24 protein-coding genes are annotated in these 25148 nt (G+C 70.9%); 17 read left to right on the forward strand and 7 right to left on the reverse strand.

From position 1 onward, the window contains the following. Positions 1–170: 170 nt before the first annotated feature. Both Acy02nite_RS08880 and Acy02nite_RS08885 read right to left on the reverse strand, forming a co-directional pair. Positions 171–1745 carry a HAMP domain-containing sensor histidine kinase gene (locus tag Acy02nite_RS08880; protein WP_203739362.1) on the reverse strand — a complete coding sequence of 525 codons (1575 nt, stop codon included), beginning with the start codon at positions 1743–1745 and terminating at the stop codon, positions 171–173. A gap of 2 nt (positions 1746–1747) precedes the next feature. Then, entirely contained in the window at positions 1748–2485 is a 738-nt protein-coding gene (locus tag Acy02nite_RS08885) for a response regulator transcription factor (protein WP_203739363.1), read from the reverse strand. 264 nt (positions 2486–2749) lie between these two features. Here Acy02nite_RS08885 and Acy02nite_RS08890 point away from each other — a divergent pair, with 264 nt between their 5' ends. Together Acy02nite_RS08890 and Acy02nite_RS08895 are read left to right on the forward strand one after the other, a co-directional pair. After that, a complete protein-coding gene (locus Acy02nite_RS08890; RefSeq protein WP_203739364.1) occupies positions 2750–3121 on the forward strand; it encodes a tetratricopeptide repeat protein in 372 nt (123 codons plus the stop codon). 10 nt (positions 3122–3131) lie between these two features. Then, on the forward strand, positions 3132–3416 hold the full coding sequence (locus Acy02nite_RS08895) for a Smr/MutS family protein (RefSeq protein ID WP_203739365.1): 285 nt from the start codon (positions 3132–3134) through the stop codon (positions 3414–3416). A 3-nt stretch (positions 3417–3419) separates the two neighbouring features. Here Acy02nite_RS08895 and Acy02nite_RS08900 read toward each other — a convergent pair whose 3' ends face one another. Next, a complete protein-coding gene (locus tag Acy02nite_RS08900; protein WP_203739366.1) occupies positions 3420–5777 on the reverse strand; it encodes a M28 family peptidase in 2358 nt (785 codons plus the stop codon). 76 nt (positions 5778–5853) lie between these two features. Here Acy02nite_RS08900 and Acy02nite_RS08905 point away from each other — a divergent pair, with 76 nt between their 5' ends. The 10 genes from Acy02nite_RS08905 (at position 5854) to Acy02nite_RS08950 (ending at position 16645) form a co-directional block, all read left to right on the forward strand. Then, positions 5854–6210, forward strand: coding sequence for a hypothetical protein (locus Acy02nite_RS08905; RefSeq protein ID WP_203739367.1), 357 nt, complete (start codon positions 5854–5856; stop codon positions 6208–6210). A 92-nt stretch (positions 6211–6302) separates the two neighbouring features. Then, positions 6303–7505, forward strand: a complete 1203-nt coding sequence (locus Acy02nite_RS08910; protein WP_203739368.1) for a PP2C family protein-serine/threonine phosphatase — start codon at positions 6303–6305, stop codon at positions 7503–7505. Beyond that, positions 7502–9103, forward strand: coding sequence for a sensor histidine kinase (locus Acy02nite_RS08915; protein WP_239174488.1), 1602 nt, complete (start codon positions 7502–7504; stop codon positions 9101–9103). Before Acy02nite_RS08910 ends, Acy02nite_RS08915 begins: the two co-directional genes overlap by 4 nt. Then, positions 9100–9552, forward strand: a complete 453-nt coding sequence (locus tag Acy02nite_RS08920; protein ID WP_203739369.1) for a response regulator — start codon at positions 9100–9102, stop codon at positions 9550–9552. Before Acy02nite_RS08915 ends, Acy02nite_RS08920 begins: the two co-directional genes overlap by 4 nt. After that, positions 9545–10363 carry an inositol monophosphatase family protein gene (locus Acy02nite_RS08925; protein ID WP_203739370.1) on the forward strand — a complete coding sequence of 273 codons (819 nt, stop codon included), beginning with the start codon at positions 9545–9547 and terminating at the stop codon, positions 10361–10363. The genes Acy02nite_RS08920 and Acy02nite_RS08925 overlap by 8 nt, the downstream gene beginning before the upstream one ends. Before the next feature lie 68 nt (positions 10364–10431). After that, entirely contained in the window at positions 10432–11205 is a 774-nt protein-coding gene (locus tag Acy02nite_RS08930) for an SDR family NAD(P)-dependent oxidoreductase (protein ID WP_203739371.1), read from the forward strand. A gap of 72 nt (positions 11206–11277) precedes the next feature. Further along, on the forward strand, positions 11278–12330 hold the full coding sequence (locus Acy02nite_RS08935) for a coiled-coil domain-containing protein (RefSeq protein WP_486303524.1): 1053 nt from the start codon (positions 11278–11280) through the stop codon (positions 12328–12330). A 153-nt stretch (positions 12331–12483) separates the two neighbouring features. Continuing rightward, entirely contained in the window at positions 12484–13995 is a 1512-nt protein-coding gene (locus Acy02nite_RS08940) for a fused MFS/spermidine synthase (protein ID WP_203739372.1), read from the forward strand. 94 nt (positions 13996–14089) lie between these two features. Beyond that, entirely contained in the window at positions 14090–15883 is a 1794-nt protein-coding gene (locus tag Acy02nite_RS08945; RefSeq protein WP_203739373.1) for a serine/threonine-protein kinase, read from the forward strand. 36 nt (positions 15884–15919) lie between these two features. Then, positions 15920–16645: an SDR family NAD(P)-dependent oxidoreductase gene (locus Acy02nite_RS08950; protein ID WP_203739374.1), complete on the forward strand. Its 726-nt coding sequence runs from the start codon at positions 15920–15922 to the stop codon at positions 16643–16645. Positions 16646–16800: 155 nt separating this feature from the next. On the opposite strand, the gene Acy02nite_RS08955 is transcribed toward Acy02nite_RS08950, so the two are convergent. Further along, entirely contained in the window at positions 16801–17199 is a 399-nt protein-coding gene (locus tag Acy02nite_RS08955) for a hypothetical protein (protein WP_203739375.1), read from the reverse strand. A gap of 182 nt (positions 17200–17381) precedes the next feature. On the opposite strand from Acy02nite_RS08955, the gene Acy02nite_RS08960 reads away from it, so the two are divergent. After that, positions 17382–19508 (forward strand): RecQ family ATP-dependent DNA helicase, encoded by a 2127-nt coding sequence (locus Acy02nite_RS08960; RefSeq protein WP_203739530.1) that lies wholly within the window; start codon positions 17382–17384, stop codon positions 19506–19508. 237 nt (positions 19509–19745) lie between these two features. Here Acy02nite_RS08960 and Acy02nite_RS08965 read toward each other — a convergent pair whose 3' ends face one another. Then, on the reverse strand, positions 19746–20201 hold the full coding sequence (locus Acy02nite_RS08965; RefSeq protein ID WP_203739376.1) for a GNAT family N-acetyltransferase: 456 nt from the start codon (positions 20199–20201) through the stop codon (positions 19746–19748). 71 nt (positions 20202–20272) lie between these two features. Continuing rightward, a complete protein-coding gene (locus Acy02nite_RS08970) occupies positions 20273–21226 on the reverse strand; it encodes a nucleotidyl transferase AbiEii/AbiGii toxin family protein (protein ID WP_203739377.1) in 954 nt (317 codons plus the stop codon). Between the two features lie 65 nt (positions 21227–21291). Between Acy02nite_RS08970 and Acy02nite_RS08975 the strand changes: the two genes are divergently transcribed. From Acy02nite_RS08975 to Acy02nite_RS08985, 3 genes are all read left to right on the forward strand, one after another. Beyond that, positions 21292–21597, forward strand: a complete 306-nt coding sequence (locus tag Acy02nite_RS08975) for a metal-sensitive transcriptional regulator (protein WP_203739378.1) — start codon at positions 21292–21294, stop codon at positions 21595–21597. Between the two features lie 55 nt (positions 21598–21652). Then, positions 21653–21865 carry a heavy-metal-associated domain-containing protein gene (locus tag Acy02nite_RS08980; protein ID WP_203739379.1) on the forward strand — a complete coding sequence of 71 codons (213 nt, stop codon included), beginning with the start codon at positions 21653–21655 and terminating at the stop codon, positions 21863–21865. A gap of 133 nt (positions 21866–21998) precedes the next feature. Next, positions 21999–23006 carry a DUF8832 domain-containing protein gene (locus Acy02nite_RS08985; protein ID WP_239174492.1) on the forward strand — a complete coding sequence of 336 codons (1008 nt, stop codon included), beginning with the start codon at positions 21999–22001 and terminating at the stop codon, positions 23004–23006. A 45-nt stretch (positions 23007–23051) separates the two neighbouring features. On the opposite strand, the gene Acy02nite_RS08990 is transcribed toward Acy02nite_RS08985, so the two are convergent. Then, positions 23052–24191, reverse strand: coding sequence for a class I SAM-dependent methyltransferase (locus Acy02nite_RS08990; protein ID WP_203739380.1), 1140 nt, complete (start codon positions 24189–24191; stop codon positions 23052–23054). 117 nt (positions 24192–24308) lie between these two features. Between Acy02nite_RS08990 and Acy02nite_RS08995 the strand changes: the two genes are divergently transcribed. After that, a complete protein-coding gene (locus tag Acy02nite_RS08995; RefSeq protein ID WP_203739381.1) occupies positions 24309–24965 on the forward strand; it encodes a biliverdin-producing heme oxygenase in 657 nt (218 codons plus the stop codon). Positions 24966–25148: the final 183 nt, after the last annotated feature.

A 25148-nucleotide genomic window follows, 5' to 3' on the forward strand; every position in this document is an offset into this window, starting at 1 on the left:
GAGAGCCGGTTTGCTGTGGGCAAACAAAAAGGCAGCGACAATGTCGCTGCCTTAGCCGGCTCTGGCGGGGTGTCTCAGGTCATGCGGTCATGGCCGAGGCACCGGCAGGAGCCGGCCTCGTAAACCAATAGAACGTGCACGCACGAGACACGCCCGCCAGCATAGCCGGATCAACCCACCCGTGGCAGATATGACGTGTGGTGTTCAGCTGATGGGACGACTAGCTGCGAGGCCAGCGGCAGCATCACCGTGAAGATCGTCTGCCCCGGCCGGCTCTGCACCCCGACCTTGCCCCGGTGCGAGGTGACCACGGCATGCACGATCGACAGGCCGAGACCGGTGCTGCCGGCCGCCCTCGACCGTGAGCTGTCACCGCGGGCGAACCGCTCGAAGATGTGCGGGACCAGCTCGGCCTGGATGCCCGGACCGTTGTCGATCACCTGGAGCACGGCAGCGTCCGGCACGGTGCCGACCTTGACCGTGACGGTCGAGCCCTCCGGGGTGTGCGTGCGGGCGTTGGCCAGCAGATTCGCCAGCACCTGGTGCAGGCGGGCGCCGTCGCCGACGACGGTCACCGGCTCGTCCGGCAGATCCAGCTGCCAGTAATGCCGGGGGCCGGCGGCGTGCGCGTCACTCGTGGCGTCGACGGCCAGCATGCTCAGATCGACCGGATCCTGCGCCAGCGGGCGGCCGGCGTCCAGACGGGCGAGCAGCAGCAGATCCTCGACCAGGGCGGTCATCCGCTTCGCCTCGGACTCGACGCGGCCCAGGACGTGCGCGATCTCGTCCGGGATCGGCTGGCGGCTGCGGCGGCTCAACTCGGCGTAGCCACGGATCGCGGCCAGTGGGGTGCGCAACTCGTGGCTCGCGTCGGCGACGAACTGGCGGACCTGCATCTCGCTCGCGTGCCTCGCCTCCAGGGCGCTGCCGATGTGGTCGAGCATCCGGTTCAGCGCCGCGCCGACCTGACCCACCTCGGTGCGGGGGTCGGTGTCCGGCTCCGGCACCCGCTGCGCGAGCTGCACCTCGCCACGATCCAGGCGCAGCTCGGCGACGCGGCTCGCGGTCGCCGCCACCCGATCAAGAGGCTTGAGCGTACGGCGGACGATGAGCGCCCCGGCCCACCCGGCGATCAGCAAGGACCCCAGAACGACGCAGCCGGTGAAGCCGGCGACGGTGAGCAGCGTGGAGTTCATCCGCTCCAGGGAGATCCCCACGTAAAAGGTGCTGCCGTCCTTACCTTTGACGACCTTGTTCATCAGGTACTGCGGCAACTCGCTGCCGAGATTCACGGTGACCTGGTCGCCGTTGTCCGGCACCTCAGCGAGCACGGTCTCTTTGGCTGAGGCTGACAGGGTGTCGATGTCGTCTTGCGCGGTGCCGAAGCGGATCACGCCGCCGGTGAGCGAACCGTCGGAGTTCTTCTTGAGCACAATGGCTCTCGAAGGGATGCCACCAGGCAGTCCGTCAGGGCTTGGAGCATTTCCACCGCTCGGGAACTGCCCGGGGGGTTGAGGGAAGTTCCCGTCGCCGCGGCCGCCGATCCGCTTGGAGATGTCGCTGAGTTCGGTTTCCGCCTGACGATGCAAGGACTGATAGAGGTAGAGCTCGGCGGTGCCGCCGACGACCAGGCCCAGGACCGCCAGCAGGGCGATCATCGTGGCGACCAGCCGGGTGCGCAGCGGCCAGCCGGCCGGGCTGCGCCAGCGGGCGGGGCGGGACGGGGCCGTGTCGGCAGCTGCCATGGTCAGTCGGCCGGCTTGAGCACGTAGCCGGCGCCGCGCATGGTGTGGATCATCGGTGCGCGGCCGGCGTCGATCTTCTTGCGCAGGTACGAGATGTAGAGCTCCACCACGTTCGCCTGCCCTCCGAAGTCGTAGTTCCACACCCGGTCCAGGATCTGCGGCTTGCTCAGCACCCGGCGCGGGTTGCGCATGAGATAGCGCAGCAGCTCGAACTCGGTCGCGGTCAGGGTGATCAGGTCACCGCCGCGGCGCACCTCGTGCGAGTCCTCGTCCAGGGTGAGGTCGCCGACGACGAGCTGTGACTCGGTGCGCATCGGGGCGTGCCCCATCCGGCGCATCAGCCCGCGCAGCCGGGCCACCACCTCTTCGAGGCTGAACGGCTTGGTGACGTAGTCGTCGCCACCGGCGGTGAGGCCGGTGATCCGGTCCTCCACCGAGTCCTTCGCGGTCAGGAACAGCACCGGCACCTCGGGGGACTCGCCACGCAGCCGGCGCAGCACCTCCAGCCCGTCGATGTCCGGGAGCATCATGTCCAGGATGACGGCATCCGGACGGAAGTCACGAGCGGTGCGCACCGCGGTGAGCCCGTCGCCGGCGCTCTTGACCTCCCAGCCCTCATACCTCAGGGCCATCGAGAGCAGCTCGGCCAGCGTCGGCTCGTCGTCCACCACGAGCACGCGAACCGGAGTGCCGTCGGGCCGCCGGAGTTCCGTGCTGGAGTCTGCGTTCGCCATCGTCATGCCCTCAACTCTGGTCGGCGACGCTCGGCGCCGGCTTTCCGTTTCCTGTGTAGCGCCTGTGGAAGTAGACGCCAGGAGAGTGGTGTCGTCATGGTTTTCGGCACGGGCGCCTTCCACCTCAAGCGTTAGAGGCATTTCGGCGTACGTAATCGAAGTCTTTGGGGTGGTTTGCCGGGAACCCGGGGTGAGCGGAACACTCGCTGTCGCCTCGATGTTGTGCAAGCGTTGGTCATTGTCGGCGGGCGCGAGCGTGGGGAGCTGCACGTGGATCTTCTCGAGGAGTACCGGAGGGCCAATTTCTTCTTCGAGTCCGGCGACCCGCTCGGGGCGTCCCGGCTGCTCGAGCCGATCGTCGAGGCGGAGCCGCACAACACCGCGGTCCGTCAGCTGCTGGCCCGGGCCTACTTCAACTCGGCCCAGCTCAACGGGGCGGAGGCGCAGCTGCGGGCCTTGATCGAGCATGATCCGTCGGACCACTACGCGCACCACGTGCTGGGCCGGACCCTGGAGCGGGCCGGTCGGTTCCGCGAGGCGCTCCCGCACCTGCGGCTGGCCGCCGCGATGAAGCAGCAGCCGGATTACCAGGAGGCGTTGCGGCGGGTCGAGACCTGGCTCGGCAAGAACGACGCGGAATAGGGTCTGCACCATGAAGCTGAAGCTCGACCTGCACGACATCTTCAACAAGGGCCACGAGATCGACCGCGCCCTGCGGGGGATCATCGACGAGGCGATCCAGAAGAAGGCCGCCTCCGTCGAGATCATCCCGGGGAAGGGCAGCGGCGCCCTGAAGAAGAAGGTGATCCGCTTCCTCGAGCAGAAGGACGTCAAGCAGCTCTATCACCGGATCGAGAAGGACGGCGACAACTGGGGCCGTCTCTTCGTGCACTTCCGCCACGAGGCCCCGGCCGGCCGCCGCGGCCGGGGCAGGTAGGGCTCAGAGACTGTAGGTCTTGGCGACGGCGACCATCTCGCTGCTGTGGGAGCCGAGGACGCCGACGCCGGCCGGGCGGGCGTGGAAGCCGGGCATCTCGGTCAGGTTGTCGCTCGCGTCCATCGCGCGCACCCTGACCGGCCCCGCGCCGCGGATCGTCAGCACGACCTGAACGCCCTCGGCCGGCGGCGCGTGGAAGACGAAGCCGGCGCCCCAGCCGCCGCCGGCCGCCTTGTCGGCCGGAATCTGCCGGCCGGCCACCGTCAGGCCGGTGACCTGCGTCGAGGCGGCCACGTGCAGCGTGGTGAACCGGACCGTGCGCTGCGGTTTCAGCAGCAGGGTGACGACCCGGTCGCCGTTCGCCGCGGTCGTCTCCGACTCCTTGGTCACGGCCGGCGCCGGGAGCGCCGCCGCCTGGGCCGGGCCGGTGCGCAGCTCGGCGTCGCCGAACGCCGGCAGGGCCTCGGCGACCGGTCCGGGGTCACCCGAGACGTACCGCGAGGTCCACTTCTGGGTGATCGTCTCGGCGCTGAGCCATTCCGCCGTGCCGGTGTCGGCATTCAGCGCGTACATCAATTGGGTGAGTGCCGGGTGGGTGGTGTCGAACCGGTCGACGGTCAGGCCGGCCGCGGTGCAGACGATCGCGGTCAATGAGGCGACCAGGGTGGGAAGCGTGCCACGGCGGCGGGCACGCACGGCGGGCATGCCCTGCACCGGCTCGGCCGACGGGTGGACCAGGTCGATCACGGGCAGCAACGCCAGCAGGAGGAGCACGGTCAGGAACGCGCCGACGCCGGCCATCGCCATGCCCAGCGCCGGGAACAGCATGATCACGGTGGGCAGCAGGATCGCCACTGCCACGATGCCGCCAGCGGTGATCACGGCGGTGGCGAGCCAGCCCCGTACGTGCAGGGCGATGATGCCGGTGATCGCGCCTGCCAGAGCGGGAATCGTCGCGAGGTAGGCCCCGCCGGGGGTGACCGCGGCGAGCACCAGGCCGAGCACGGCCAGCCAGCCCAGACCGGCGACGGCCAGCGCGGCGGCACCGACCCTGCGGCGCAGCAGGGCGAACCAGCAGCACACGACGGCGGCGGCGATCGCGATCACCGCGATGCGGTAGAGATCAGGACGATACGGATCGATGGGCAACGCGCCGTATTCCGGGCGGATCAGCTTCAGCACCGTCCAGAAGAGCTGGGCCAGCGCCGGCGCGACCACGATCGGGGCGAGCGTGAGCAGACCGGCGACGGCCAGCCTCCTCCCGGTCAGCCGCCCCTTGCGCCGGGCCTGCCAGGCGAGTGCCGCGACCGCCAGCAGCGCCACCCCGGCCAGCACCAGCACGAGCGCGCCGGGATAACGCACCAGGAAGCCGAACGCCGGGAAGTAGGTGGCGTCACCGCCGGTCATCGCCGTGCTCAGGTCGCCGGCGTTGCCCAGCGCCCGGGTGAGCGCGAGCGCGTTGGCGCCGTGGTGCTGCAGGCTGTCCCGGTCCATCGCGGAGGGCAGGTCGGTGGGCGCGTGATAGACCGCGGCGCCGTCGATGTAGGCCGAGTTCAGCCCGGCGAACCCGGCCTCGCGGAACGCCGTGAAGTCGGTGTCGTTCGGCAGCAGGCGGTAGATCTCGACGGCGAACGAGGTGCCCACCGGGTAGGGGGTCGTCGCATACGCCTCGACGAGCCGCGCGTTCCGCTCCGAGGTCTCGAACATGATCGCCGGACCGGAGCTGCCGCGGGCCTCCAGGTTGATCGCGATGCCGCCGTCGCGTGCCAGCTCGTGCTGCCTGACGAACGCCTCGGCGCCGCAGAGGCACGCCTCCTCGGCGTCGGTCAGAACCAGCACCACGTCGTTGACCAGTCGATCGCTGCTGGTCAAAGCACGGGCCGTCTCCAGGATCGTGGCGACGCCGGCCGCGTCGTCGTTGCCGCCGGGGCCGGTCTGCGCCGAGTCGTAGTGCGCGACCAGGAAGATCCGCCGGGTGGACGCCTTGCCCGGGATCACCGCGACGACGTTGCGAACCCGGGCCAGGCCGGTGCCCCCGGCGCTGGCCGACAGCTCGCCGCCCTGGACCGAGACGGTGTCCTGCACCTGCGGGCTCAGGCCCAGGCCGGTGAGGGCCTGCAGCAGGTGGTCGCGGACGCGGTCGTTGGCCGCGCTGCCGGCCGGGTGCGGCGCCGACGCGATCGCCTCGACCGTCCGGAAGGCGCGCTCGGCGCTGAAGTCGGAGGCCGGCGCGGAGGCGGGCGCTGCCGTCGGCGGAAGGATGGACCGGACCGCGACAAAGCCCGCAAGGGTGAGCACGGCGAGAACGGCCAGGGCGGCGAAACCGCGCCTGACCGGCCGGATGAGGGCAGCGTCACGCATGGGTGACATCTAATCGTGGAGGTACGACATCCGGGTACCCGGTAGATCGATTGGCGCGTGCAATAGCGTTGTCCGGGTGACTGCCCCGTTCGACCCGGCCGCCGTCATCGCGGAGTTCATCGACGCGGTGGCTCCGTACAACCCGCAACCGGACGCCCCGCCGGTGGCGCTGCTCGGCGTCCGCACAGCCCTGGGTGACGAGACGTTCGCCATGAGTGATCATGTGATCCGGGCGATGTGCCGGGCCCTGGCGTCCTATCGCGACCCGGAGGACCGGGGGGAGTGCGTCGGATGTGGTGGTCGCCACCTCGACGAGAACCTGCATTGCATGGACTGCGGGCGGCTGCACGGCATCCTTGGCCAGGTGATAGCTGATCATGCGCGCCGTGTGGCCGCGTCCGGTGATGGCAACGCTCCCAGTGGGCCGGCGTGAGACCAGGTCACGAGGTGGTGACCGGTGTTGTGCCGCCGCGCCCGGTGGTACACGATTTCCGGGTCACCTCTGCGTCGAGTGGGGATTCTGCGATGACGGATCGTTCGCTCGCCTCCAGCACCTATGCGCTCAGCCAGCAGCATCTGGAGCGGCTGCGGATTCTGCTGGTCGAGGACGACGAGGGCGACGCCTTCCTGGTCCGTGAGCTGCTCACCGAGGCGCAGGCGCCGTTCGAGCTGACCGTGGCGAGCAGTCTGCGGGAGGCTCGTGAGCTGGTCGCCCACGCCGAATGCGTGCTGCTCGACCTGGGCCTGCCGGACGCGGAGGGCATCGACGGGCTTCGCAAGCTGCTCGCCGTCGCCGGCAGCGCGGCTGTCTGCGTGCTCACCGGCCGCTCCGACGAGCACCTGGGTGTCCAGGCGGTCGCCGAGGGCGCCCAGGACTACCTGGTCAAGGGCCAGGTCGACGGCGTCTGGCTGGTCCGTGCGCTGCGGTACGCGGTCGAGCGCAAACGCGCCGACGAGGCGTCCCGCCGGCTGCGCGAGGTGGAGCTGCGGCAGGAGGAGTCGGCGCGCCTGGAGCGTGGCCTGCTGCCCAAGCCGCTGATGCAGACCACGCAGGTGCAGGTCGAGACGTTCTACCGCTCCGGGCGGGCGGCCGGCCTGCTCGGCGGCGACTTCTTCGACGTGGTGCAGACCGGTGACGACAAGCTGCACGTGATCGTCGGCGACGTCTGCGGGCACGGGGTGGACGAGGCCGCGCTCGGCGTCGAGCTCCGGGTCGCCTGGCGCGCGCTGGTGCTCGCCGGGGTGCCGGAGGAACAGGTGCTCGCCTCGCTGGAGCAGGTGCTGATGAGCGAGCGGCGAGCCCGTGAGGTGTTCGCCACTGTCGCCTCGGCCACGATCAACCTGCAGCACAACCGCGCGACGGTACGCCTCGCCGGCCATCCCCCGCCCGTCGTGCTCAGCGAGGGGCGCGCCACGCCGGTGCACGCGCGTACCGGAATCGTGCTCGGGGTACGTCCCACCCCGACACCCGCTACCGAGCTGGAGTTAACCGGCGATGACTGGTCCCTGCTGATGTACACCGACGGCCTGATCGAGGGCCACACCGGCCCCGGTAACGAGCGCCTCGACGTGGACGGGCTCTGCAAACTGCTGGACGAGCCGAGCGCGCGGGAGGTGCCGCTGGCCGGGCTGCCGGCGTGGCTCGTGGATCGCGCGGATCGGGACAACGGCGGCCCGCTCACCGACGACGTGGCGATGCTGCTGATCTCGCGCGGTGGTGGGCGGTGACCGGCCCCCGCATGCGGACGTGGACCCTGCGTTCCCGGATCGCCGCGCTCTGCGTCACCATCGGGGTGATCCTCACCGCGCTGGGCGTCTTCGCGGCGATCACCGCGGCCGCGCACAACCGGCAGCTGGACGACGTGCTGAACCGGGCGAGCCCGATGCGTGCGGCCGGTGAATCGCTGAGCACCGCGATGGTCGACCAGGAAACCGGGATCCGCGGGTACGCGATCACCGGGCGCGATGCCAACCTCGATCCGTACCGGAAGGGCATCGCCGACCAGCAGGCGCAGGTCAACCGGATCGAGAGCCTGCTGCACCCCGAGGACAAGAAGATCCGTGCCGCGCTGGACGAGGTCAAGGGGCGGATCGACGCGTGGCACCAGCAGGTGTCCGAGCCGGTCGTCGCGGCGGTCCAGGCCCAGGGCGTGCAGGAGGCCCAGGCGCGGATCGAGGCCGCCAGCACCACCCAGTTCGACGAGCTGCGGGCTGCGATCGACCGGATGCAGGACGACATCCAGGCGCTGCGGACCGAGACCGCGACCGCCGCCAAGGACTCCAGCCAGACCATGGTGGCCATCGAGATCGCCGCCGCGGCGGTCGTCGTGCTGGCCGGGATTTTCCTGATGCTCCTGCTGGACCGGCTGGTCAGCCGCCCGATCGTGGACCTGGCCGACCAGGTGCGCCGGGTGGCCGGCGGGGATTACGAGCGGCACATCGAGAGCCGGCTCGGCTCACCCGAGCTGGTCGGGCTGGCCGCCGACGTCGACCAGATGCGCCAGCAGATCGCCTCCGAGCTCTCCGAGGTGCGGGACGCCCGGCAGCAGGTCGAATGGGTCAACCAGCAGCTGCAGAGCCAGGCCGAGGAGCTCACCCGGTCCAACCGGGACCTGGAGCAGTTCGCCTACGTCGCCTCGCACGACCTGCAGGAGCCGCTGCGCAAGGTGGCCAGCTTCTGCCAGTTGCTGCAGCGGCGGTACGCCGGTCAGATGGACGAGCGTGCCGACCAGTACATCGCCTTCGCGGTGGACGGCGCGCAGCGCATGCAGCGGCTGATCAACGACCTGCTGGCGTTCTCCCGGATCGGCCGGCTCACCAGCGGCTTCACCGACGTCGACCTGAACAGGGTGCTCGGCGAGGTGAAATCGCAGCTGGAGCCGCGAGCCGGGGAGGACGCCGAGATCACCTGGCCCCCGCTGCCCATAGTGGAGGGCGAAGAGCCGCTGCTCACCACACTCTTCGTGAACCTGATCGGCAACTCGCTGAAGTTCCGCCGGCCGGACGTGCCGCCCGAGGTGCGGATCACCGCCGAGCGGGACGGCAAGGAGTGGAAGTTCAACGTGCGGGACAACGGCATCGGGATCGAGGCCGAGTTCGCCGACAAGGTCTTCGTGATCTTCCAGCGGTTGCACGCCCGCGATGCGTACGAGGGGACCGGCATCGGACTGGCGATCGTCAAGAAGATCGTCGAATACCATGGCGGACGGATCTGGCTGGACGTCGGCGTCGAGGTGGGGGCGTCGATCTGGTTCACGCTCCCCGCCCTGATCGGCGCCGACGAGCCGGGCGAAGAGCAGGAGAGCCGAGAGATGGTGGTCGCGTGAGCATAGAGCGGGAGAGCGGTACTCCGATCGAGGTGTTGCTGGTCGAGGATGATCCCGGTGACGTCTTGATGACGCAGGAGGCGTTCGAGGAGCACAAGGTCCGGAACCGGTTGAACGTGGTTTCGGACGGTGCCGAGGCGCTCTCGTACCTGCGTCGCGAGGGGCAGTACTCCAACGCCGTACGCCCGGATCTGATCCTCCTCGATCTGAACCTGCCGCGGCGGGACGGGCGCGAGGTGCTCGAGGAGATCAAGAGGGACGACGAGCTGGGGCGGATCCCGGTGGTCGTGCTCACCACGTCCTCCGCCGACGAGGACATCCTGCGCAGCTACCAGCTGCACGCGAACGCGTACGTGACCAAACCGGTCGACTTCGAGCGGTTCATCGCGGTCATCCGGCAGATCGACGAGTTCTTCGTCAGCGTCGTGAAGTTGCCACCGCGTGCTTGATCAAGTTTCCGATCTCATCCGTGAGGTCGCGCAGACCGTCGTGCTGCCCCGCTTCCGCAAACTGGCCGCCGACGAGGTGCACCAGAAGGCCCCCGGCGACCTGGTGACCATCGCCGACCAGGAGTCGGAGCGCGCGCTGACCCGCGGCCTGACCGCGCTGCTGCCCGGTTCCGTCGTCGTCGGCGAGGAGGCGGTCGCCGCCGACCCGTCGGTCCAGGACCGGATCGGTGCGGGCGGGGCCGTCTGGATCGTCGACCCGGTCGACGGCACCAACAACTTCGCGGCCGGCAAGACGCCGTTCTGCGTGATGGTCGCGCTGGTCAGGGACGGTGAGACGGTCGCCGGTTGGATCCTCGACGTGGTCGACGACCGGCTCACGACCGCGGAGCTCGGCTCCGGCGCCTTCCGTGACGGCGTGCGGCTCAAGACCCGCGCCGACTCGCCGGCCGCCGCCGGCCTGCACGGCGTGATCTCCTGGAAGTATCTGCCGGATCACCTGCGCGATCAGGTCGACGCGCACGCCGGTGCGCTGGGCGGTTACACGGCCGGGCGGCACTGCGCCGGCTACGAGTACCCGGCGACGGTCGCCGACGAGCAGCAGTTCGCCCTCTTCTGGCGGATCAAGCCGTGGGACCACGTGCCGGGCTCGCTGATCGTCCGCGAGGCCGGTGGCGTGACGCGACACCTGGACGGGCTCGAATACCGGCCGGTCCATCGCCGTCGCGGGCTCCTCGTCGCGGCGAACGAGGAGATCTGGCAAACGGTGCAGACCACGCTTTTCCCGGACGGTCCGCCGATCATCGAGGACTGATTCCGGTAGGACGTGGCGGATCTCACAGCGTGATCCGCTCCGCTCGTTCCGCGATCTACCGTGCCCCTATGACCTCGTACCTCGATGAGCTCTTCGGGTTGGGCGGGCGGACTGCGGTCGTGACCGGCGGCAGCTCCGGGATCGGCCGCGAGATCGCCCTCGCCCTGGGGCGCGCCGGCGCTCGCGTCGTGCTGGTGGCCCGGCGTGCCGCGCCGATGGACGACGTGGTCGCCGAGCTGGGAGAACTCGGCGCAGAGGGTGGTGCGATCTCCGCCGACCTCGCGGATCGGGACGCGGTGCGGGCCGCCATCGACAAGATCATTTCGCGGTACGGCGTTCCGGACGTCCTGGTCAACTCGGCCGGCGTGAACCTGCGCCCGCCGCTGAGCGAGCTCACCGAGGACGTCTGGGACCTCACCGTCGCCGCCAACCTGACCGCCCCGTTCCTGCTCGGGCAGGCGTTCGGGCCGGTGATGGCGGAGCGCGGCTGGGGTCGCATCATCAACCTCGTCTCCCAGCAGGCCTTTCGCGCGTACGGCAACAGCGGGGCTTACGGCGCCGCCAAGGCCGGCCTGGTCGGGCTGACCCGATCGCAGGCCGAAGCGTGGTCGCGCCACGGCGTCTGCGTCAACGCGATCGCGCCCGGCGTCGTGCACACGCCCCTGACCGAAGCGGTCTTCGCCGATCCCTCGAAAGTGTCAGCACACGCCGCCCGGACGATGATCGGACGCAACGGCCTGCCCGCGGATTTCGCCGGATGTGCCGTTTTCCTGGCGAGCGACGCGAGTCAAGCGGTGACCGGTCAGACACTCTTCGTGGATGGCGGATACTCGGCGACCTGATCGATCTCCCTCGCTCCAGGTCCGGCACGGTAAAGTACCGGCGCTCACGACTTGGAGGTCTCCGTGGCGGTCATCCCCCCGCTTGGTTTCCGCACCGTGTCCGCGCGCGCCGGTTTCCCGCGCACATCCCGTCCGCGGGCCGGGCTGTTCAGCGTGCTCGTGGCGGCCGTCGTCACCGTCGTCCTCGGTGTCTCCGGGACGGCTGCCTGGGCCGCGGACCCGGAAGGCGGCTCCAAGAAGCTGCGGGCCAACCTCGAAGCCGCCTCCAAGGGCTACGAGCAGGCGAAGACCAGGCTGGCCTCGTCCAAGAAGCGGGAGACCCAGCTCAACGTCACGATGAAAGCGGCGCAGGACCGGGCGTCCCGGCTCACCACGCGGGTCACCGCGGTCGCCAACCGGTCCTACCAGATGGGCCGCGTCAGCACGGTGATGCTGCTGCTCAACAGCAGCAACCCGGACAGCTTCATCGAGCGGGTGCAGGGCCTCGACATGCTCGCCCAGGTCGACGGCAGCACGCTCGCGTCGTACCGCGAGGACATCGAGACGACCAAGAAGGCGCAGACCGCGCTGAAGGCGGAGATCCTCGAGCAGCAGCGGCAGCTCAAGGTGATGGAGGGCAAGAAGAAGCAGGCCGAGACCGCGCTCGCCGAGGTGGGCGGCGGATCGGCCGGCGGCTTCGTCGACGCGTCGTCGGCGGCCGCCGAGCCCGCACCGCGGAACTCGGACGGCTCGTGGCCGAAGGAGTCGTGCACCGTTGACGACCCGAGCTCGACAGGGTGCGTCACGCCGCGGACGCTGCACGCCTACCAGCAGGCGCGGGCGGACGGGTTCACGCATTACACGGTCTGCTGGAGCCAGCGGGATTCCGGGGAGCACCCGAAGGGGCGGGCCTGCGACTTCTCGGCCAATGCCAGCACGTTCAAGGATGCGGCAGCGACCGGCAGCGACAAGGCCTACGGTGACCGGCTGGCCGCCTACTTCGTGAAGAACGCCGACAGACTCGGCGTGATGTACGTGATCTGGTACCGGCAGATCTGGACGCCCAGCACCGGCTGGCGCGCGTACAGCGCGAGCGGCGGCCCGTCCGTGGTGCACACGAACCACGTGCATCTCTCCGAACTCTGACCATTTCCGGTCGTCGAGCTCTGACCGTTTCCCGTCCCCGAATTCTGACCGTTTCCGGTCTTCGAGCTTTGACCGTTTCCGGCAGCTTCCGGGGCCGCCCCGCCGGTGTGGCGTGCCGGGCGGATGCGGCCGGGGACGGATAGCATCCCGGCGATGGAGACCGCGCCGCCCCGCGCCCTGCCGACGGCCCTCGCCAGCGCCCTGGCCTTCGGCTCCAGCGGCGCCGTGCTCGTCCTGGAGATCGTCGCGCTGCGCCTGGTCGGTCCCTACGTCGGCGTCACCCTGCAGGTCAGCAGCTCGGTGATCGGCATCTCGCTGGCGGCCATCGCCTACGGCGCGTGGCTCGGCGGACGCCTGGCCGACAAGTTTGACCCTCGCATGCTGCTCGCTCCGGCCCTGGTCCTCGGCGCCATCGGCACCGCCGTGACGCTCCCGCTGGTCCGCTGGGGCGGTGAGCTGCTCCGCGGCGGCGCTGCCCCGGCCGTGCTCCTGCTCGCCGCCCTGGCCGTGTTCCTGCCCGCCTTCGTCCTCTCCGCGATCCCGCCGATGGTCGTGAAGCTGCAGCTCAGCAGCCTGCGCGAAGCAGGAACCGTGGTTGGCCGGCTGTCCAGCATCGGCACCCTCGGCGCGATCACGGCGACGCTGGGCACCGGCTTCGTCTTCGTCGCCGCGATGCCGAGCAGCGCGATCGTCCTGAGCCTGGCCGCGCTCCTCGCGCTGGGCGGTCTCGTGCTCGGCTGGTGGCTGCGGCGTGACGAGACCCATCCGAAGCTGCCCGGCTCGCCCCGCTTCCGATCCATGCTCGCCACGATCGGCCTGCTCGCCGCGGGGATGGGGGCGATCTCGCCGACCCCGTGCGACGTGGAGACGGCGTACCACTGCGCCCGGGTGGAGGTCGACCCGGACAACGCCGGTGGGCGCACGCTGATGCTCAACTCGGCCCCGCACTCGTATGTCGATCTCGACGACCCCCGTCACCTCGAATTCGAATACGTCCAGTGGATCGCCGCGGTCGCCGACGTCCTGCGCCCGGCCGGCGCCCCGATCGACGCCCTGCACATCGGGGGCGGCGGATTCACCGTCCCGGGTTATCTCCGCGCCACCCGCCCCGGCAGCGACCAGCTGGTGCTCGAGCTCGACGGCGGCCTGGTCGAGCTCGACAAGCGCGAACTCGGCCTGGTCACCGGCCCCGACCTGAGGATCCGCATCGGTGACGCCCGGGTCGGCGTGGCCCAGCGGCCGTCGGCCGCCTACGACCTGGTGGTCGGCGACGCCTTCGGCCACCAGGTGGTGCCGTGGCACCTGGCGACCCGGGAGATGGCCGCGGACATCTCCCGCACCCTACGCGCCGACGGTGTCTACGCCCAGAACGTGATCGATTACCCGCCGGACCGCCTCATCCGCGCCGAGCTGGCCACGGTCGCGGCCGCCTTCCCGCAGGTCGCCCTGATCGCTCCCGGGGACGCCCTGGCCGGCGAGGTCGGCTCCAACTTCGTGATCGTCGCCTCCCGTGGTCCGCTGCCCCTGGCCGCCCTCGGCGAGCGGCTCGCCCGGGTCGAGAAGCCGGTCACGCTCCTGTCCGGTGCCGACCTGGCCACCTACATCGGCGGCGCCCGGGTCCTGACCGACGATCACGCCCCCGTCGATCAGCTTCTCCCGGGCTGACCACGGCGCTCGCCGAGGACTTCCCGGACCGCGAATCCGTACGGGTTTCGGTGTGCGGCTCCGGAGGACGATCCGCTCGGGCGAGAATCGGCGCATGGGGCGTACGGAGCGAAACGGTCACGAGGGATCGCTTCGCCTCGCCGGGCGTTATCGCCTCGTCGCGAAGCTCGGCACCGGCGGCATGTCGGTGGTCTGGCGTGGCTACGACGAGACGCTGGGCCGTGAGGTCGCGGTCAAGGTGCTCGCCCCGCAACTGGCGACCGATCGCACGTTCCGGGACCGGCTGCGCCAGGAAGCCCTGGCCGCGGCCCGGCTCTGCCACCCGCACATCACCGGCGTCTACGACTTCGGCGAAGCGCTGCTCTCGGAGCATCTGACCGTCCCTTACGTGGTGATGGAGCTGAACGACGGCGAGTCGGTCGGCGCGCGGATCGGCCGGCAGGGCTCGCTGGACTGGCGGGAGGCGGTGATGGTCTGCGCCGAGGTCGCCTCCGCGCTGGCCACCGCGCACGCCCGCGGGGTGGTGCATCGTGACGTGACCCCGGCCAACGTGATGCTCACCGGGGCCGGGGCGAAGGTGGTGGACTTCGGCATCTCGGCGGTGGTCGGCCAGCGCGACGCGGGCCCGGACGGAAGCCTGCTCGGCACGCCCGCCTACCTCGCCCCGGAGCGCCTGGGTGGCGCGCCGGTCTCCCCGGCGACCGACGTCTACGCCCTCGGGCTGCTCCTCTACCGCGCGCTCACCGGCCGGATGCCGTGGCCGGCCCAGACCACCACGGAAGCGCTCCGCGCCCACCTTTACGCCGACCCCGAACCCGTCCCCGAGCTGCCCGGGATGCCGCCGGCGGTGGCCGACCTGTGCCTGCGCTGCCTGGCCAAGGACCCGGCCGACCGCCCGCTCTCCGCCGAGCTGGCCCGCGGCCTGGCCGCCACCGTCGGGGTGCGCCCGATCATCCCGCCGCTGCGCCCGGGGGAGCGGTCGTCGGTCCCCGCCGCCCGGGGCGTGGTGCCCGCTCCCGCCTCGCCCGGCGAGCGTGGGCGCCGCCTGGCGTGGCCGCACGGCTCGCCGCGGATCCCGCTGCGCAAGCTGCGCCTGCGCGCGGCGCTCCGGCTCGGCGCCGCGCTGCGGATGGGCCGGGTGCGGCCACTGGGCGGCGGCCTGTTCGTCGGCGCCCAGCTGCCACGTTCCCCCTCGGCGGCCGCCTGGATGTGCCGCGGGCGGCCGGCCCCGGCCCGCAGCCGGCGGTCGGTCGCCGCCGCGCTGGCCACCGTGGTGTTGCTCACCGGCAGCGCGCTGAGCTGGTCGGCCCGTCGTGAGGCCGCGGAAGCCGACCAGTCCAGCGCCTCCGCCGCCGCTCCCGCCACGGGTGACGCTGGCGTCCGCCGGGTTCGCTGCTCGGTCAGTTACCAGGTGCAGCGGGACTCGGGCGGCTCCTTCCAGGCGCGGCTGACGGTGACCACGTCCGGCGGGCCGGGCGACTGGCGGGTCGACTTCTCGTTCCCTGGCACGCAACGGCTGGCCGGGACGCCGAAGGCGGTCGCCCAGCGGGGCCGGCACGTCATGGTGCACGGCCAGGGCCGGAGCCGGGTGGTCACGTTGCGCGGTGGATACCACGACCGCAACCCGCTGCCGCTCTCCTTCGCGATGAACGGCCACCCGTGCCGGGCCGAGGTGCTGGGCAGCGTCAGCGGGCCCGCCCCGGCCAAGAACGACGACGCGGTGAGCGCCGCCTCGGCGAAGGACCGGCCGGAGGAGACGATCCGCAAACGCAAACGTCAGCCGTCGCGCCACAGCGGCACCGCGCGCAAACGGCCCACGCCGCCGCCGGCTACCCGCACGCCGCCACCCCCGGTCAAACGCGGCAGCGGATTCTCCCTCGCGCTGTGAAATCACCGCCCCAGGCGCTTCGATAGGGTCGAGGTCATGACAAGACTGGCTGTGGTCACCGGCGGCGGCACCGGAATCGGCAGGTCGACCGCCGGCATGCTGGCCGGCGAGGGTTTCGACGTGATCATCGTGGGGCGCCGGCCCGAGGTGCTCGCCGACGCGGTCAAGTGGATCGGCCCGCAGGCCTCCGCCGTGACCGCGGACGCCGCCGACCCGGCGCAGGTGGGCAAGGTCGTCGAGGCGGTCGCCGGGCGGCCGCTGGACGTGCTGGTCAACAACGCCGGGGCGTTCGTCGGGGGCGACGAGAGCACGCTGGACGGCGTGGCCGCGCGCTGGCGGGCGAACCTGGACTCCAACGTTCTCACTGCGGTGCTGATGACCACCGCACTGCTGCCGAGCCTGCGCCGGCCGGGCGGGAAGATCATCCTGACCAGCTCGATCGCGGCACAGCGGGGTGGTGGTGGCCCCTACTCGGCGGCCAAAGCCGCGCTGCACGGCTACATGCTGGACCTCGCCACGAACCTCGGCGCGGAGGGGATCACCGCCAACGTGATCTCGCCCGGATACATCACCGACAGCGAGTTCTTCGCCGGCCGGATGACGCCGGACGGGCACGCCAAGCGGGTCGCGGCGTCGCTGGTCAACCGGGCGGGGGAACCGCAGGAGGTGGCCGAGGCGGTGCGCTGGCTGGTCGGGCCGGGCGGAGGATTCGTCACGGGGCAGATCATCAACGTCAACGGGGGGACTGTCCTCGGGCGCTGACCTGCGGATCTGTTGCGGACGCGACAGGCCTGTCAGGGCCGGGACCGGCCGTCGCGCGATCACGGTGGGCGGGGCCGGCTCCCCCGTACGCAAGAAATCGGCTCTTGATCCTCCGGCGGCTGGGAAGGCCGGCCGCCGGAACGGAGACGGGCAGGTCACTGACTGCCTCCGGTGAACCGGCCCTCGTCCGGGCGGTTCGGCCGGAAACGCAGCCCGGACCAGCGGTCGTCGATTGCCACCTGGCCGCACGGGCGCATGTCGAAATCGGCCACGATGGGCCAGAGCGTGTCCCGGTTGATGTCCGCCTTGTTGCCATTCGGATAGGCGATCCAGAACGCGCTCGGCTTGTCCAGGTCGGCCTGGTGCTCGGTGAGCTGCTCGCGGACAGTGGCGGCATCCTCGGCGAAGAGCACGGCGGTGCCGGCCGTGGCCAGCGTCCCGGTCTCGCGCACGCCCTCCGGCATCGGGGTGAGCATCGGCAGACGGGCCGGCTGGTTGAGCCAGACGGTGGAGTTCGGCTTGATCAGCAGCTTCTCGGCGATCGTTTTGCTCATGTCCTGAGACTTCCATTCAGGAGTGGGCCCGGGTCGCGTTTGCCCGGATGCCCATGAGCTTGGCCCGCCGCCGCGACCGCTGCTCGATTTTCTTTGCGGTCTGTGGATAACCGCGGCCTGTGGATAACTCCGGTTCTGTCGGTGGGGGCTGATAGACATGCCGGGTGACCGAGACGACGCGGATGACAGCTGATGCGGCTGAGCGGGCGAGTGTGCGGGAGCGCGCCGAGCAGGTGCTGCGCCGGCTCGCCGGGGAGCACGCGAGACTGCGGGAGGACCAGTGGCGCGCCATCGAGGCGCTCACCGTCGACCGCCGCCGGGTGCTCTGCGTGCAGCGCACCGGGTGGGGCAAATCGGCGGTCTACTTCGTGGCCACGGCCCTGCTGCGGGCCGGCGGGACGACCGGGCCCACGGTCATCGTGTCGCCGCTGCTCGCCCTGATGCGCAACCAGGTCGACGCGGCGGCCCGGGCGGGCATCCGCGCGCGCACGATCAACTCGGCCAACCTGGAGGAGTGGTCGGAGATCGAGCGGGAGATCCGGTCCGGCGCGGTCGACGTGCTGCTGATCAGTCCCGAGCGGCTGAACAACCCGGATTTCCGTGACAACGTGCTGCCCGGCCTGGCGCACACCACGGGCCTGCTGGTGGTCGACGAGGCACACTGCGTCTCCGACTGGGGCCACGACTTCCGGCCGGATTATCGGCGGTTGCGCACGTTCCTGGCCGGCCTTCCGGAGCGCACCCCGGTGCTCGCGACCACCGCGACGGCGAACGAGCGGGTCACCGCTGACGTCGCCGACCAGCTCGGCGACGCGCTGGTGCTGCGCGGGGCACTGGGCCGTGACTCGCTGCGCCTGGCGGTGCTGCGGCTGCCCGACCCGGCGCATCGGCTGGCCTGGCTCGCCGACCACCTGGAACAGCTTCCGGGCTCGGGCATCATCTACACACTGACCGTCGCCGGGGCCACCGAGACCGCTGATTTCCTGCGGTCGCGCGGGTTCGCCGTCGCGTCGTACACGGGTCAGCTCGACGACGCCGAGCGGCGCGCGGCCGAGCAGGATCTGCTGGACAACAAGATCAAGGCCTTGGTGGCGACGTCGGCGCTCGGCATGGGTTACGACAAGCCTGATCTCGGTTTCGTCGTGCACCTGGGCGCGCCGAACTCGCCGATCGCCTACTACCAGCAGGTCGGCCGTGCCGGTCGAGCGGTCGAGCACGCCGAGGTCGTGCTGCTCCCGGGCCCGGAGGATGCCGCGATCTGGCGGTATTTCGCCTCACTGGCCTTCCCGCCGGAGGAGCAGGTGCGGTCGGTGCTGGCGCAGCTCACCGCCGATCGCGCGATGTCGACGCAGGCCCTGGAGCCGCTGGTCGACATGCGGCGCGCCAGGCTGGAGCTGATGCTCAAAGTCCTCGACGTGGACGGCGCGGTGCAGCGCACCCGCGGCGGGTGGCTCGCCACCGGCCAGCCCTGGGAATACGACCATGCCCGGTTGCGGCGGGTCGCCGAGGCCCGCGAGAACGAACAACAAACCATGATCGAGTATGCGAGGACGCCTGTCTGCCGGATGGAGTTCCTCCGACGGTGCCTGGACGATCCGGAAGCGGCGCCGTGCGGGCGGTGTGACAACTGCGCGGGCCCGCTCTTCGACGCCGACGTGTCGTCGAGCTCGCTGGCCGCAGCGGAGTCGTTCCTCGGGCGGCCCGGGGTGGAGATCGCGCCGAAGAAGATGTGGCCCACCGGCCTCTCCGCGGTCGGCATCTCGCTGAAGGGCAGGATCGCCGCGGGCGAGCAGATCGCGCCCGGCCGGGCCGTCGGCCGTCTCTCCGACCTGGGGTGGGGCTCGCGGCTGCGAGGCGTGGTCGGGCCGGATTCGCCGGACGGGCCGATTCCGGCCGAGCTGGCCGCGGCGGTCGTCGAGGTGCTCAAGGCGTGGGCACGCGGCGACGACGCGTGGCAGCAGCGCCCGGTCGGCGTCGTCGCCGTCGGGTCGCACCGTCATCCACACCTTGTCCACACCCTCGCCGAGCACATCGCGCGGGTGGGGAGGTTGCCACTGCTCGGCGCGTTGCCGCCGGTGCGGTCGGGGGAGGAGGGCTTCCGGGGCAACAGCGCTCAGCGGGTCCGGACACTGCACGACGCTTTCAGCGTTCCGCCGGACGTGCGTGCCGGGATCGAGGAGACGCCCGGCCCGCTGCTGCTCGTCGACGACCTGGTGGATTCCGGGTGGACGATGGCGCTGGCCGGTCGTGCCCTTCGCGGCGCCGGGGCCGAGGCCGTCCTGCCACTGGCGCTGGCTGTTGCCGGCTGACCTGCCTGCCCGGCGCGCCATCCCCACCCGGGCTCGGCTGACGTGAAGCTTTCCCGGACACTTTCCACCAGGCCGTGCACCTTGGCGGGACTTGGGTTTGTCGGCCTGCGGGGCCGGGTTCGGCAGCGCGGCCGCTGCCCGACAGAGGCGACGGTCGCGGCCGCTGCCCGGCAGAGGCGACGGCCGCGGCCGGGCAGGGCGCACGAGCGTGGGCTGTGGCGGGACCGCGGGGGGCGGTCAGGCGAGGCCGAGGATGGCGTTCCGGGTGGGGCGGCGGTCGATCTCCATGAAACGGCCCGGGCCGGCCAGCGGCGTGAAGCCCGACCGGCGGTAGACCTCGTGCGCGTCCCGGGTGGCCAGCAGCAGGCGGAGGATGCCGCGGTCGGTCATGTCCTCGACGATGCTGTCGATCAGCCAGACGCCCAGGCCGTGACCGCGGTGGCGCTCGTCGACGAAGACATCGCAGATCCAGGCGAAGGTCGCGCCGTCGGTGACCACCCGGGCGAAGCCGACCTGCTCGCCGTCGCGCAGGACCGTGTAGGGCAGCGAGCCCTCGATCGAGCGGGCGACCAGGTCGTGCGAACGGCCGGTGGCCCAGTAGGACTCCTCGGCCAGCCAGCGGTGCACGCGATCGACATCGACCCGGCTCGCGTCGTCGGTCAGCACATAACCGTCGCGTTCACGGTTTCCCACAGGCACTCCTCAGCGGTTCCGGACTCAGCCGCATCCTGCCACGGGCAGGTGACCGGCCTGCCAGTGCTTTCTCACGGTGTGAGGTCAGGCAGGGCGGCGGCCAGCCGGGCCAGCCATGGTTCGGGGCCGCCGGGCAGATCGCCGTCGATCGACCAGCCGGGGAGCGCGAGGGGAGTCAGATCGCCACCGACTGCGAACCTGTGCAGGTGAGGCGGGAGCCGCATCCCGGGAAGCTCCGCGAGGAGCACGGCGTCGTAGAGGTCCTTGGCGGCGGACAGGCGCTGGCCGGTCTGGTCGGCGGTCAGCCAGTGCAGCTTCCACGCCAGGGACAACTCGCGGCTCGCGGTGAGCAGGCCGACCGGGGAGCGCCCGGCCGCGCGGGGGACGGCGGTCAGCACCGGAGGCTCCGGGACCGGCTCGTCGTAGGCGACATCGATGCTCACCTTGCCGCCTTCGCCGTCGGGCGTGATCCAGGGGAGCTGGAGCATGGTCCGGATGCCCCTGGCCGGCTCGACCACCCCATACTCCCCGTCGTCGGAGTAGTAGTCCACGGAGGCCGCCTCGAAGATGGCGTCGAGATCGAATTCCACCCCATCCGCGGTACGCGGACTGGCCGTGATCAGGTCCCGCACGAAGTCAGCCGTGTAGCCCTCTTCGTCGAGTTGCTCCGCGGACATCCAGTGCAGGCCCTCGGGTGGCAGCCGGGGACGCTGCCCGCCGGTCTCGAACTCCTCGAACGTCCACATCTGATTGCGCGCGCCGCCGTGCACCGCTTCCGGCCAGTGCTGGGCCGGGTCGATCGTCTGGACGAAAGGCCACGGCGCGAGATCGTCGGGCCGGGTCACGCCGTCGGACAGCACGATCCAGTCCAGGTCGCCGGGCAGCCGGGCATGCTCGCCCACCCAGGCCGGCATCAGCATGCTGCCGCGCAGCATCAGCACGTCGGCCCACGTCGACTCGGCGATCAGCCCCAGGAGATGATCGAGAGCGGACCGGTGCGCCACCTCCCACGGATCAACTCCCACGCCGGCACACGTTAGCTCCCGGGTGCGACAGATTCTTGATACCGGAGGGGGGTATGCTGGTGTGCATGTCTGAGGAGGCGAGCCAACCGCACGGACCGCACGGCTACTCCGGCGACAAGGCGGCCCTGCTCGGCCGCCTGCGCCGGATCGAGGGCCAGGTCCGTGGGCTGCAACGGATGGTCGACGAGGATACGTACTGCATCGATGTCCTGACCCAGATCTCCGCGGCGAAAAGCGCGCTGCAGGCGGTCGCGGTCGGCCTGCTCGAGGATCATCTGGCGCACTGCGTCGTGGACGCGGCCCGTGCCGGCGACCCGTCCGCCAAGGTCAAAGAGGCGTCGGACGCGATCGCGCGGTTGATCAAGTCTTAGCACCCGAGCCTCCGAAGTGGCGGAAACTGCCCGAAACCCCTGAAAGGCGATTGTCATGGCTGTGACCAGCACCTACACCGTCAAGGGCATGACCTGCTCGCACTGCGTCAACGCGGTGACCGAGGAGCTCTCGGCGCTTCCCGGCGTCTCCGGCGTGGAGATCGACCTGGGGTCGGGAGGGGTGACGGTGACCAGCGAGGCGCCGCTCGGCGACGACGCGGTGCGCGCGGCGGTGGACGAGGCCGGCTACGAGCTTGCGGATGCCTGACCATCCCGGCGACGCCGAGCAGGTGCCCCACCGTCCCACCGGCGCCGCTGCTGAACCGGCACAAGCGGTACATGCTGAAGAATCGGGCGGGAACCGTGCGGCGACGCCGCATCATGCGGTACCAGTGAGAAACGTGGACGTACCAACCGAGGATCCACCGCGCCGGAAGTCCAAGTGGTCCCTGGACCTCACCGACGAGGAGCCCGGAGCACCCACCGGGGCAACCGTCGGCGAGCCCGAGAAGAACTCCACGTTCCGCTTCGCGGCGATCGGCGCCCTGCTGATCGTCGTCCTCTTCGCCGGTTACGGCCTGGGCCGCCTCAACAACGGCACCGGCGCGAGCACCACCACCACCACTCCGGCGGCCGCCACCAGCACCGGCAGCACGGTGGTCAACGAGAACATGCCGCACACCCACGGCGCGGCCGGCACCGGAGCCGCCGCGACCGGCGCTGTCGTCGGCGGCCTCTCGCTCAGCTCGGACGGCCTCACCCTGCACCCGCGCACGACCATGTTCGAGGCCGGCAAGAAGCAGCCCCTGAACTTCACGATCGACGCGACCGGCGGCACCCCGGTCACCTCCTACGCGATCGTCCACGACAAACCCCTGCACCTGATCGTGGCCCGTCGCGACCTCACCGGTTTCCAGCACCTGCACCCGGTGATGGCCGACGACGGCACGTGGAGCATCGACCTGACGCTGGCCCAGCCGGGTGTCTACCGCATGATCGCGGACTTCACCGCCCTGGTCGGTGGCCGGCAGATCGCCACCACCCTGGGCACCGACCTGACCGTTGCGGGTGACTACGCGCCGCAGGCGCTGCCCGCCGCGTCCGACCGGGCGACCGTGGCCGGCCTCACCGTCACGTACGAGGGAAAGCCTGACACCAAAGCCGTCCAGCCCCTGCTGATGACGGTCACCGGCGGCGCCGTCGAGCCCTACCTCGGCGCGTTCGGCCATCTCGTCGTGCTGCGCCAGGGGGACGTCGCCTATCTGCACGTCCACCCGGAGCAGCAACTCGTCGACGGGAAGGTCAAGTTCTGGGTGACGGCGCCCAGCCCCGGCGCCTACCGGATGTTCTTCGACTTCCAGGTCGCCGGCCAGGTCCACACCGCCGAGTGGACCCTCGAAGTGGGCTGAGCGGAGCCGACCGGCTCGACCCGCCCGGTCAGCGCGACGAGCGGGTCAGCTGAGCAGGCCGGCCAGCGCCGGCTTGACGTCCCACTGGCCGATCAGCGCGTCGTATTCCGCCCGCTGCTCGGCGGTCGGCGCCGCCCCGGTGCGCCGTGCGCGCAGCATCAGGTTGCGCGGCGTGTGCGCGGAGTCGATGAACTCCACCACGTCGACCTTGTAGCCGTTGAGCCGCAGCAGGCCGGCCCGCAGCGAGTCGGTCAGCACGTCCGCGAAGCGCTCCCGGAGGATCGCGTGCCGGGTGAACTCCCCGTAGGGCGACGGCGACGTGTTGCTCTTGAGCTGGGCGGCGATGTCGTGGTGGCAGCACGGCGCGGCGAGGACCCAGCGTGCCTCCCACCGCACGGCACGGGCCAGCGCCTGGTCGGTGGCGGTGTCGCAGGCGTGCAACGCGAGCACGAGATCCGGCGTGAACGGCAGCTCGGCCGCCTCGATGGTGCCGGCCACGAAGGTCACGTCGTCGGAGCAGCCGAGCTGGGCGGCGACCTCACCGTTGCGTACCCGCTGATCCTCTCGGACATCGACCCCGGCGACCCGGACCGCGACGCCCCGCCCGGCCAGATAGCGGTAGGCCGCGAAGGTCAGATAAGCGTTTCCGCAGCCCAGGTCGACGACGCGCAGCGTCGGCGGAAGCTCGTCAGGCAGCGTCGCGGCGAGCGCGCGCAGGAAGGCGTCGATCTGCCGCCGCTTGGCCGCGTTGCCCCCGATCACCTCGAAGAGCGGGTCACCGGGGTCGAGCAGCCACTGCTTGGCACGGTCGTGATCCTGCGAAGTGGCAGGCGCGGTGGCCGTGGCGGCCCGGTGGACCTGGGCGTCGCCCTTCTTCGTGATCCGCACCTGGACGGTGGCCGAGTCGGTCTCCACGTGCCAGTTGCCGAACGGCTCGGCCAGCAGCTCGTCGACGGCGGCGGCCGCCTCAGCGCCGGGCGCGACGTTGCGGGTGAACGGGCGGGCGCCGTCGTCGGTGACGATCTGCAGCCGCGGACCACTCTTCAGTGTGACGGGGCGAACCTGGGCGCGTGTGACGGAAGGCACATGCCCGCGACGGCGACCGGCCGCGACGGCACGGGTCAGCCCCGGGGCGAGGAGGAGTTCGCGCACCTCGGCGAGCGCTTGATCGAGCGGTTGTGGCATGCCTCCATTCTGCCCGCCCCGCGAGAACGCCCGGCGAGCCTGTGGACAACCCGTCCACAGGGCCTATGGAGCATGCCCCGGTACGGCTAGGTTGATCCGAGGCGGAAGGAGAGTCCTATGTGGCATCTGACGGACACGCCCGTGACCGGCGCGCTCTCCTCCCCACTGCGGAAGATCCTCGCGGAGGGTTCCACCGCGGCCCGGCACAGCCGATTCATCCAGGACCTCGCCAACGGGCAGTTGCCGATCGGGGCCTATGCGGAGCTCGTCGCGCAGCATTGGTTCGTCTACGAGTCCCTGGAGCTGGCCACCACCGCGATGGCCGACGATCCGGTCGCCGGGCGCTTCTGTTTCCCCGAGCTGTTGCGCGTTCCGACGCTCGAGGCCGACCTGCGCTTTCTGCACGGCCCGCGCTGGCAGAGCCGGATCACCGCGCTGCCGGCCACCACGACGTATTGCACGCGCATCCGATCAGCCGCGTTCGGCCACGCCACCGGCTATGTGGCCCACCACTGCACGCGCTATCTCGGCGATCTCGACGACGGCCAGTGGCTGGGCGCGGCGGTCTGGGAGATGTACAACTTCCGCCGCCAGGGCTATCGATTCTTCGTCTTCGAGGGCGTCAACCCGGAGCTCTTCCAGGCGCGCTATGACCATCAACTGGACACGACGCCCTGGACGCACGCGGAGCGGAACACGTTCCTGACCGAGGTCACGACAGCCGTCCAGCTCAATCTCGATCTGCTCGAGGAGCTCGGGAACCGCTGGATCTGAAAACCGATTCGCGCGTACGGCGGCAGTGGCGCTTTCCGCCCGGAATGCCACCGTGAACGCGTGCGGGTGGGACGCCCTCACCGCCCTGGTGCTCGCGGGCGCGCAACATCCCGGGGCGCCACGCAAGCGCCCGCCCGCCGACGGAACCGGGGAAACCCAACGCCCACCGTCCGAGCCTGCAGC

This window comes from Actinoplanes cyaneus, from assembly GCF_016862095.1.
Classification (GTDB): Bacteria; Actinomycetota; Actinomycetes; order Mycobacteriales; family Micromonosporaceae; genus Actinoplanes; species Actinoplanes cyaneus.

Coding starts and splice junctions, on each gene's coding strand:
- Acy02nite_RS08880 (WP_203739362.1), bottom strand. CDS start 1,745: ATGGCAGCTGCCGACACGGCCCCGTCCCGCCCCGCCCGCTGGCGCAGC.
- Acy02nite_RS08885 (WP_203739363.1), bottom strand. CDS start 2,485: ATGACGATGGCGAACGCAGACTCCAGCACGGAACTCCGGCGGCCCGAC.
- Acy02nite_RS08895 (WP_203739365.1), top strand. CDS start 3,132: ATGAAGCTGAAGCTCGACCTGCACGACATCTTCAACAAGGGCCACGAG.
- Acy02nite_RS08900 (WP_203739366.1), bottom strand. CDS start 5,777: ATGCGTGACGCTGCCCTCATCCGGCCGGTCAGGCGCGGTTTCGCCGCC.
- Acy02nite_RS08910 (WP_203739368.1), top strand. CDS start 6,303: ATGACGGATCGTTCGCTCGCCTCCAGCACCTATGCGCTCAGCCAGCAG.
- Acy02nite_RS08930 (WP_203739371.1), top strand. CDS start 10,432: ATGACCTCGTACCTCGATGAGCTCTTCGGGTTGGGCGGGCGGACTGCG.
- Acy02nite_RS08940 (WP_203739372.1), top strand. CDS start 12,484: ATGGAGACCGCGCCGCCCCGCGCCCTGCCGACGGCCCTCGCCAGCGCC.
- Acy02nite_RS08945 (WP_203739373.1), top strand. CDS start 14,090: ATGGGGCGTACGGAGCGAAACGGTCACGAGGGATCGCTTCGCCTCGCC.
- Acy02nite_RS08950 (WP_203739374.1), top strand. CDS start 15,920: ATGACAAGACTGGCTGTGGTCACCGGCGGCGGCACCGGAATCGGCAGG.
- Acy02nite_RS08955 (WP_203739375.1), bottom strand. CDS start 17,199: ATGAGCAAAACGATCGCCGAGAAGCTGCTGATCAAGCCGAACTCCACC.
- Acy02nite_RS08960 (WP_203739530.1), top strand. CDS start 17,382: ATGACAGCTGATGCGGCTGAGCGGGCGAGTGTGCGGGAGCGCGCCGAG.
- Acy02nite_RS08975 (WP_203739378.1), top strand. CDS start 21,292: ATGTCTGAGGAGGCGAGCCAACCGCACGGACCGCACGGCTACTCCGGC.
- Acy02nite_RS08980 (WP_203739379.1), top strand. CDS start 21,653: ATGGCTGTGACCAGCACCTACACCGTCAAGGGCATGACCTGCTCGCAC.
- Acy02nite_RS08990 (WP_203739380.1), bottom strand. CDS start 24,191: ATGCCACAACCGCTCGATCAAGCGCTCGCCGAGGTGCGCGAACTCCTC.
- Acy02nite_RS08995 (WP_203739381.1), top strand. CDS start 24,309: ATGTGGCATCTGACGGACACGCCCGTGACCGGCGCGCTCTCCTCCCCA.